Source organism: Bradyrhizobium sp. (assembly GCF_035570375.1).
In the GTDB taxonomy this organism is placed as follows: Bacteria; Pseudomonadota; Alphaproteobacteria; order Rhizobiales; family Xanthobacteraceae; genus Bradyrhizobium.
In genome coordinates, this window is the sequence record NZ_DATMLW010000259.1 from 37161 (window position 1) to 46636 (window position 9476).

7 protein-coding genes and 1 tRNA gene are annotated in these 9476 nt (G+C 62.9%); 6 read left to right on the forward strand and 2 right to left on the reverse strand.

The window, feature by feature from the left end:
* Window positions 1-72 precede the first annotated feature (72 nt).
* Window positions 73-1053: an NAD(P)H-dependent glycerol-3-phosphate dehydrogenase gene (locus tag VNX23_RS28885; RefSeq protein WP_325634985.1), complete on the reverse strand. Its 981-nt coding sequence runs from the start codon at window positions 1051-1053 to the stop codon at window positions 73-75.
* A gap of 241 nt (window positions 1054-1294) precedes the next feature.
* Complete coding sequence (gene tsaD, locus VNX23_RS28890) at window positions 1295-2386, reverse strand: tRNA (adenosine(37)-N6)-threonylcarbamoyltransferase complex transferase subunit TsaD (RefSeq protein ID WP_325634986.1); 1092 nt, start codon at window positions 2384-2386, stop codon at window positions 1295-1297.
* A gap of 174 nt (window positions 2387-2560) precedes the next feature.
* Here tsaD and VNX23_RS28895 point away from each other — a divergent pair, with 174 nt between their 5' ends.
* The 6 genes from VNX23_RS28895 to VNX23_RS28920 form a co-directional block, all read left to right on the forward strand.
* The gene (locus VNX23_RS28895; RefSeq protein ID WP_325634987.1) at window positions 2561-3292 is read left to right on the forward strand and encodes a uroporphyrinogen-III synthase; all 732 of its coding nucleotides are present in this window, start codon (window positions 2561-2563) and stop codon (window positions 3290-3292) included.
* 299 nt (window positions 3293-3591) lie between these two features.
* Window positions 3592-4773 carry a hypothetical protein gene (locus tag VNX23_RS28900; protein WP_325634988.1) on the forward strand — a complete coding sequence of 394 codons (1182 nt, stop codon included), beginning with the start codon at window positions 3592-3594 and terminating at the stop codon, window positions 4771-4773.
* Between the two features lie 7 nt (window positions 4774-4780).
* Window positions 4781-6451, forward strand: a complete 1671-nt coding sequence (locus VNX23_RS28905) for a heme biosynthesis protein HemY (protein ID WP_325634989.1) — start codon at window positions 4781-4783, stop codon at window positions 6449-6451.
* A 175-nt stretch (window positions 6452-6626) separates the two neighbouring features.
* Window positions 6627-6702: transfer RNA gene (locus VNX23_RS28910), tRNA-Thr, on the forward strand.
* Between the two features lie 421 nt (window positions 6703-7123).
* Complete coding sequence (locus VNX23_RS28915; RefSeq protein WP_325634990.1) at window positions 7124-7510, forward strand: hypothetical protein; 387 nt, start codon at window positions 7124-7126, stop codon at window positions 7508-7510.
* 1144 nt (window positions 7511-8654) lie between these two features.
* Window positions 8655-9476: DUF4339 domain-containing protein (locus VNX23_RS28920; protein WP_325634991.1), on the forward strand; the 822-nt coding region annotated here is incomplete at its 3' end.

The window sequence follows — 9476 nt, forward strand, 5'->3', positions numbered from 1 at the left end:
GGCCATCCACGTCTTCCTCTTGCGTTCAAGACGTGGATGCCCGCGACAAGCGCGGGCATGACGAAAGAAAATTCACCCCTCCGCCTTGAACGGCCGCGCCAGCAAACCTTCGATCGCATCGTCGATCGTCTTGGCGCCGCGCAGGATGTCGGCGACCGCGTTTGACACGGGCATGTCGATGTCCTGCGAAGCCGCCAGTTCCGTCAGCACCGGTGCGGTGAATTCGCCCTCGGCGAGCTTGTCGCGCGGCCGCCCCTCGCCGCGACCGAGCGCCAGCCCGAGCGCGAAATTGCGTGATTGCGGGCTTGCGCAGGTCAAAATGAGATCGCCAAGGCCGGAGAGGCCGACCAGCGTCTCGGCGCGCGCGCCAAGCGCGCGGCCAAACCTCGCAAGCTCCGAGAAGCCGCGCGTGGTGAGGGCTGCCTGCGCCGAGGCGCCGAGATTTTTGCCGACTGCGATGCCGACCGCGATTGCCAGCACGTTTTTCGCGGCCCCTCCGATCTCGACGCCGCGGACATCGGAGGTGTGGTAGGGCCGGAACGTCGCCGAACCCAGCGCCCGCACCAGCCTGCTTGCGAGTTCGGCATTTTTGGCCGCGAGCGTCACCGCGGTGGGCAGGCCGCGCGCCACATCGACAGCGAAACTCGGCCCGGACAGAATCGCCGGGCTTGCGTTCGGCGCAGCCTCCGCAATCACTTCGGTCATGAATTTATGCGTGCCGCGTTCGATGCCCTTGGCGCAGGCGACGACCGGCGTGTCCTTTGCCAGATGTGGAGCCAGCGCAGTCACCGCCGCGCGCAAATTCTGCGCCGGCGTTGCGACCAGAACGATCGCGGCCTTCGCGGCCAGCGCGATGTCGTCGGTCACTTCGACCCTGGCGTCGAGTTTTGCTCCGGGCAATTTCGGATTGGTGCGCGCGGCGGCGATGCTGGCAGCAGTTGCCGAACTGCCGGCGCAGAGGACGACCTCTCTTCCGGCGCGCGCGGCGACGCCGGTGAGCGCCGTCCCCCACGCACCGGCACCTATCACTGCGACTGAGTCAAGCGAGGACATTATCGGGCCTCGTCTTTGCGCGCCCTTATCCCTCCCCCCGCGAGCGCAGCGAGTGGTGGGGTCCGAGGCGAGCAAGCTCGCTCTCGAGGTCGACGCGAGCTACGGGCGAGCGTCGGGGCGGGGGGACTTTCCACAACACAGCCCCCCACCCTGGCCTCCGCTTCGCTCCCCACCGCTTCGCGGGGGGAGGGATAAGAAACCGCGAGCATCAACAAATGCGACGGTGCGTCCATGACTTGCCTCAAAATCCCGCGCGGGTGTTGGCGAACTTCGCCGGCGGTCGGGCATTCTGATCGAGCAGCCAGCGCGCGCGAGGCGCGACATCCATCGCGTCGGTCAGTCCGATCGCCAGGCGTTCCGCGCCGGCCCAGGCGATCATGGCGCCATTGTCGGTGCAGAGCGAGGGCGGCGGGATGATCAGGGTGGTCTGTGCCTGCGCGGCGACGCCCTGCAGCGCGGCGCGAATCGCCTGATTGGCGGCGACGCCGCCGGCGGCGACCAGCGCGCGCGGCGGTCCGAACTGTTCGTGGAACAGCCGCAAGCCCATGCTGAGCCGATCCGCGGTCGATTCGAGTACCGCCGCCTGAAAGCTGGCGCAGAGATCGCTGATGTCCTGCGGCTCCAAGGGCGACAGCCGGCCGACTTCGTTGCGCACCGCCGTTTTCAACCCCGACAGGGAGAAATTGGCATCGGCGCGGCCGAGCATCGGCCGTGGAAAAGCAAAACGCTGCGCGTCGCCGCCGGCTGCGGCCCGCTCGACCTCCGGCCCGCCAGGATAAGGCAGTCCGAGCATCTTTGCGACCTTGTCGAAGGCTTCGCCCATGGCGTCATCGACCGTGGTTCCGAGCCGCACATATTGGCCGACGCCGATCACCGCGACGATCTGGGTGTGACCGCCGGAGGCGAGGAACAGGCAATATGGAAAAGCCAGCGCACAGGTCAGGCGCGGGGTCAGCGCGTGGGCCTCGAGATGGTTTACGGCGATCAGCGGGGTGTCGTGCACCATCGCAATCGCCTTGGCGGTCGTGAGCCCGACGATGACGCCGCCGATCAGGCCGGGGCCGGCCGCTGCGGCAACGCCCGAGAGCTGCGCAAAGCTCACGGCCGCCTCCCTCATCGCGCGGTCCACGATGCCGTCGAGCAGGTCGACATGGGCGCGCGCGGCGATCTCCGGCACCACGCCGCCAAAAATCGCGTGCTCCTCGGTTTGCGACCGCACGATATTGGACAGGATCCGCCCCGCCCCGTCGCTGTGGCGCTCGACCACGGCGGCTGCGGTTTCATCGCAGGTGGTCTCGATTCCCAACACCAATGTTGGCGTGTCGTTGGTCAATCTGGTGCCCACTTTTCGAAGTTCGTACTCGATCGCAGCGCCCCTTTTTACGAACTTCGAAAAGTCAGGGGCACCGCAGCAATGATGCGGACTTCTGACCCGCCACACTAGTGCGGTAGCATTGCCAGGCCGTAAAGTGCAATTGGGGAATCCGCGGCTTCAAGGGTTTGATGCATGGCCATTCTCGTCACACGCCCGCACCCGGATGCGGAGACCACCGCCGCGAGCCTGCGGGCGCGGGGGTTTGAGGTGCTGCTCGCGCCGATGCTACGCTTTGAGCCCGCGGCTTTCCACGACGACACCGAAGCGCAGTACGGTGGCCTCATCGTCACCAGCGCCAATGCGTTGCGCGCGATCGAATCCGACCTCACGGCCAGCCGGTTGCTCAAGCTGCCGCTGTTTGCGGTCGGGGAACATACCGCAGCTGTTGCCCGCAATCTTGGATTCGAACAGGTCATTTCGGCTGGCGGCGACGCCACAGCCTTGCGCGACTGCGTCCTTGCCGCCGTCAAGTCGAAAGTCTTGAAAAAAGCGCATCCGCTGCTCTATCTGGCGGGCGCCGATCTTGCGCGTGATCTCGCCGCAGATTTTCGGGAACGCGGATTTACCGTCGTGAGGCAAACCACCTACCGGATGGTTCCGGTCTTGCGCCTGCCGCGCGAGTCCTGCGAAGCCTTTGCCGCCAATCATATCGAGGCGGTGCTGCATTATTCGAGGCGAAGCGCCGGCGCCTTTCTGGAGGCGGTTCGCGCCGCCGGCGTGGAAATATCGGCACTTTCCGTTCCGCAATTCTGCGTTTCCGCGGGCGTAGCCGCGGTCCTGCGCGACGCCGGCGCAACCCGGGTCATGGTGGCGGGATCACCGGACGAGAATGCCTTATTTGCGCTGCTATTATCCCGGTTCTGACCTTTCTTGTCGGGCAGGACCGTGCGTTGCGCAGCCAATCGCGCTAAAACGCGAGAACCTGGTGTCCTGATTGTGGCGGCCTCTTTCGCGAACTTCGGATTCGAAAGGACACTAGAGACCTATGATTCTAGTGTGGTTTTGGTTCAGAAGTTCTCTTGGTGGACTGGCGGCGAAAATGAAGAGAACTTCTGAACCACCACACTAGCCCTCCGCAGGCTTGATGCGGGGTGGACGCGCTTTTGCAACCAGACCGATTCGTTTGCCGGGTTCGGCTGACACCTAAAGAGGAACCGAAGGGAATGGACGAACACAAGCCCGAAGACTCCTCGCAGCCGTCCGAACAGGGCCGGGCAAAGCGACCGCCGCCGACCATCGACCTCGAAGCCTCGGAGGTATCCGCGCCAGCCGATGATCCCGATGCCGGCGCGCAGCCAACGCAAGCGTCCTCCTGGTCCTTCCCGCGGCCACTGGCCAAGGTGCTTTCTGCGACCATGGTGGCAGCCGTTACCGCAGCGCTCACGGCGGCGGTGATCGTCGCCATCGCCTGGGGTATCGGATGGCCGGGCGAGACGTCGCCGCCGCTCGCCAGTCCACAGAACAATGCGAGCGCCATCGATACGCTCGCCTCCCGCGTCGCCGATCTCGAGGCGCGCTCCGTCAAGCCCGTGCCCGCGCCGACCGACCCGGCGCTGACGGCACGGCTGGATGCGCTGGATAAATCGCTCGCCTCGCTGCGAGCCGAGACCGCCAGCGCCCGCGCGCAGTCGGAGAAAATGGCGGGCGATCTCAACGCGCTCAAATCGGCGCCGCGCGAGGTTGCCGCGCCCGATCTTTCCGGCATCAACGAACGTTTGAACGAGCTCGAACGTTCGCGACGCGCCGAGAGCGCCGAGATCGCGCAAGCCGCCAACAAGCCCGCCGACGATACCGCGCTTCGACGGGTCGTGGCCGCATCCGTGCTCGACATTTCGGTTCGCCAGGGTGAGCCCTTTGTCGCCGCGCTCGCCGCCGCCAAGGCGCTCGCGCCCGATCCGGAACAACTGAAGCCGCTCGATGGCTTTGCCTCCACCGGAGTTCCGAGCCATGCCAGCCTCAGCCGCGAGCTGTCGGCGCTGGTGCCAAAACTGTCGCCGCCGGCGCCGGAGAATAAAACCACCGGCACCGGAATCATGGATCGCCTGCAGGCAGGGGCCGCGAAGCTCGTTCGCATCGAGCGCACCGATGCCGTCGGCAATGACCGCAACGCCGTGATCGCCCGTGTCACGGCGGCGGCGCTGCGCAATGATCTCGCCGATGCGCGGCGCGAGCTGAATTCGCTTGCGCCGGCCGATCGCGCCGCGGCACAAGCATGGCTCGACAAGGCCAATGAGCGCGACGTGGCGCTTGCCGCCGCCCATCATTTCGCCGAAGAGGCGATGGCGGCGCTTGCCGGGCGAGCCCAGCCGGACAAGGCGGCGCAGCCCGGCAAGCCGGCGCAATAGGGTCTCGATGTACCGGATCATCCTCTTCCTGTTGCTGATTGCGCTGGCAGCCGCGGGCGCCGCCTGGGTTGCCGATCAACCGGGCGACGTCGCGCTCTCCTGGGGTGGCTGGCGCGTGCACACCACGCTTCCGGTGTTTGCGCTGGCGCTTGGCGTTGCGATCGTCGCTGCGATGATGGCCTGGGGAATTCTGCGCGGCTTGTGGCGCCTGCCCGAGCAGATCCGCCGCCATCAGCGCGAACGCCGGCGCGCGCGGGGCCGTCACGCCATCACGCACGGCCTGCTCGCGATCGGCCACGGCGATTCCAGTGCCGCCCGCATGCACGCCGACGTCGCGCGCCGCCATGCCGCCGAAGATCCGCTGTCGCTTTTGCTGCACGCGCAGTCGGCGCAGCTCGAAGGCGACCGTCATGCCGCGCGCGAAGCGTTTCGGGCCATGGCCGAGCGCCAGGAGACAAGGCTGCTTGGCCTGCGCGGCTTGTTCATCGAGGCCCAGCGCGCCGACGATCCGGTCGCTGCAGTCTCCATCGCGGAAGAGGCCTTGAAGCTTTCGCCCTCCTCGACCTGGGCCTCGCACGCCGTGCTCGGATTTCGCTGTGCGAGGGCCGACTGGAGCGGTGCGTTGGCGATCCTCGACAACAACCTGGCTTCGGGCCTGATCGACAAGCCGACCTATCGGCGGCAGCGTGGCGTGCTGCTGACGGCGCGAGCGCTCGAGCTGGAAACGGTCGATCGCGACGCCTCGCGCGACAATGTGATGGAGGCGGTCAAGCTGGCGCCGACGCTGGTTCCCGCCGCGGTGCTCGCCGCCAAATATCAAAGCGAGGCACATCAAATCCGGCGCGCGATGCGGATCGTGGAAGCGGCGTGGCTTGCGCATCCGCATCCCGATCTGGCGGACGCCTATGCCCATGTCAGATTAGGCGATTCCGCGCGCCAGCGTCTGGTGCGAATGGAAACTTTGGCGGCAAAAGCGCCGGGTCATCCCGAAAGCGCGCTCGCGGTGGCACGCGCGGCCATCGATGCATCGGAATTTGCGCGCGCGCGCGAGGCGCTCGCTCCCTTCATCGAGGCTCCGACGCAGCGCGTGGCGATGCTGATGGCGGAGATCGAACGCACCGAGCATGGCGACAGTGGAAAGGCGCGCGCCTGGACGCTGCGCGCGGTGCGCGCACGTCACGATCCGGCCTGGACCGCGGATGGCTACGTTTCCGACCGGTGGCGGCCGGTGTCGCCGGTCTCAGGAAGGCTCGATGCGTTCCAGTGGCAGGTGCCGGTGTCGGCGTTGCCCTCCGACAAGAGCGGCGCGATCGAACCTTCGCCCTTCGAGCAGGCGATGCTCGCGACCCCGCACCGGATCGAGCCGCCGCACGAGGCCGAGGCACCGCCACCTGCGGCGCAGGACAATTCGCCCCCCAAGCCCGCAATCGGCGAGGCGGCATCCCCGCCCGCTGCCGAGGCCGTTGCCGCCTCAGCGCCGCCCCCCTTGTTCCGCGCGCGTACCGATTTTGCGAAAACAGGCGAGAAACCAGCCCCGCCGATCCCGGCCATCATCCCGATTGTCCGCGCGCCCGACGATCCCGGGGTCGACGACGAGCCGGATTTCGCCGAACGGGCCGGCCCGGCGGAGGGCCAGGCCGGTGGCTGGCGCGGTTTTTTGTCCCGCTGGGGCGGCTAAAGCGGTTTTTTGAGTTGGAGACAGGGTGACCAGCAGGCGATTTTGCCGTCGAAACCGGCCCAAAAATCTGTCGTAAAGGCGGATGAGCGTTGTTCTTGCCAATCGCAGCGGTGCCCGATATCAGGTGCGGGCGTTGTCGGCCCCGCAGCCGAACGCGGAAAATTAAGTCTGGTCCGCCGCAATAGCTCAGTTGGTAGAGCACGTCATTCGTAATGACGGGGTCGGGGGTTCGAGTCCCTCTTGCGGCACCAAGGAAATCAACAGCTTAAGCTCGCATGACGGCGCAGGGTCCTGAATTAATCAATGTCATAACCAATGTTACGACGGGGTTTCGCTACGGTGCGATTTCCTGGGCACCAAGCCCATTGAAATCACTTGGATATTTTTGATTTTTCCACCTCTACCCATACACGTTCCCACAAACGAGGCTTCCCCTGTGAGTTTTGATGCTCCCGGCTGTGGGGGGCCTTCGATCAAAAATAACTCACGGGGAACCGGATACGGGGCGTTTCACGGGGTCCTATTAGGGACCGACACGTCCGCCTCTCGATTGATTTCTGGCTGGCTGTCCGACTCCGAACCCTGAACGTGCATCCGGGGGCGCACGACCTGATCGATACAAAATTCAGTGGATCAATTCGGGGTTGCCGGGCGGGCGGGGGTAATTCTCTGATGGTCAAGAAAGCGATCAAGGCGAAGAAGGAACGCGTCCGTCGGCCGTTTCCTCGCGCAACCCTCGAGCAGGCGCTCAAAATCCCATCCGCGATCAAGGACCACAATGGTGGAAATCCCTGGGAGCCTGAAGAAATAAGAAGGCGATCGGAGCAGGCACCGGGGGCAATGCGTGGTTCTATTTGTGTGCTGCATCCCGCGACTATTGGTCTGACAATTGGCACATCAAGTGCCCAGAAGATCGAACTCGCCGAAATTGGTCGCGAGATCGTTTATGCGCCAAACCCTGAAGCAGAGAGAAAAGCAAAGCTAGGAGCCTTCCTAAGCGTCGAAATCTTCAACCGAGTGCTTCAGTACTACAAGGGCAGCAACCTAGTTAAAAGCTAATGACACGTCGCTGATAGGAAGCTTCGGATTGGCGCTCACGTCCCATCGCGTATCGGATGAAGGATTAATCGCATCGCTGGCGAAATCGCCCTTGATGTCGCCAGAGCCGGATGCAGCAAAAGCCGAAGCCTGTTTCGAGCGAGCGCACGCGGTTGCACGTCAGCAGGCAAAGTCCTGGGAACTGCGCGCTGCGATGAGCATGGCGCGGCTCTGGCGTGATCAGGGGAAGCCGCAGCACGCGAACTGCTCGCGCCCATCTACGGCTGGTTCACCGAAGGCTTCGACACTGTTGATCTGAAGGAGGCGAAGGCGCTGCTGGGGCAAATTGCCAGATCATACGACCCATCGAGGCTTTCCACTTGAATGAGATGCAGCCCACGACCCATTTTTATCGTCTTGATGCCTGCTCTAGAATTCTTTGTGCGAAATTTATCCTGACGCTTCTCTGCAAATCGTCCGACGCATTGTTACCTCGCCGCAACATGCCCTTCACGTTTCGGATTATTTGAAACGGCGTGATGAGAAACCCTACAGGCATCCACCATCCAAGCAATCCCGAAAACGCGAGCGACTTCAACTGATGTTTCCGCCCGCAGGATTGGCAGCAGAAATGGCTCTCGGTCTTCCATGTCGTGTAAACCATGGCCGACCAAATGCGGTGCGACTTGTGTATGTCGACACTCGTAAGTCCTCCGCATTCCGGGCAAGGCTGCGACCGAACACGCTCAATTTCCTCATCCACAATAGATGGAGCGACGTAGTCCAAAACCTCCAGCACTTTACCGCGATCCCGGCATTGATGCGTGCAGAACCGAAGTTTGCCGTGCACGGCTGCCCCGCCCCGGTACGTCGTCCCGCAATAGTCGCAAACGGCCATGTATGTTCCGCCCCCCGCTCAATGGGCAGTTCGATTTACTGGTTCACATTCTCTATCCTAAAACTATAAAGTTAGCTGTGTTTTTTTCCGGTTCGGTTTGGGTGTTTAATCTTGAAGGCGCCGCGGGGCGCAGCGCCAGAAACGTGGCCGACAAAGGACCCCTGCGCGGGGCGACGGTCCTTTATCTTTAGCAATTAGCACGGTGAGGTTGCAGCCCGTTCTAAGCCTGATAATATTGGAGCATAAATTGGGCGGGGGCTCCCATCCGTGACGGCAGCCGAGTGGTACGTCTTTGACGGCGCTTCTCAACGTGGGCCTATGTCCCATGCCGACGTTATCCAATTCCTCACGAAATTCGATGATCGGAAAGTCGTCAGCGTATGGCGTCCCGGTCTGGATGACTGGATGCCAGCTAGCCAGCTGTTCGACATTGTCGTCCCAGACAGATTAGTAAAGGCATCGGAGCAGATTTCGCGCAAGCGACAATATTCCCTCTATGGAATGTACGTAGGTCTGACAGTCGTGCTCACAGATTATCTTTTCGAATGGAGAGGGCCAAAATTCAAACGCTGGGAGGGTAGCGGCCTCTTCGAAAACGTTGGGTTCATAATCGGGACGGTCGCAATTTGTGTGGTGCTCGGGTTCATTGTTGGCGGGGTAGTCGATTTTGCATCGGGAAGGTCTCGACGGAAGAGCGTGCTGGACCCAAGCACATTCGAAGAGCCAGAGAATATTTTCGAGACACCGTTGGACCCGAACAGGCGAAACAACTTCATCGCGCGGTACTGGCGCGGGGAATATTCGCTGGGCATTTCTTACTGGCTGTTTGGTTTCATCGGAAATATTGCTGTCGCTTTTCTTGCTGTCAGTATCGTTATGCTATTTCAAACCGACAGAGGATATGAGCCACGTGCAATCTTCGGTTCTTTGACCTGCGTTTGGCTGCTGATAATCGCTTTTACCGTCTGGCAGGTCACAGGCGTGTGGCGATCCGCAAACCGTTTAATTGCTAGACGCCAAAAAGTCGGAAAGCGGGCAGGTTGGGCAACGGTAGCCAAGGTTGTCGTCGTCTTAGGACTGTTGAATTCT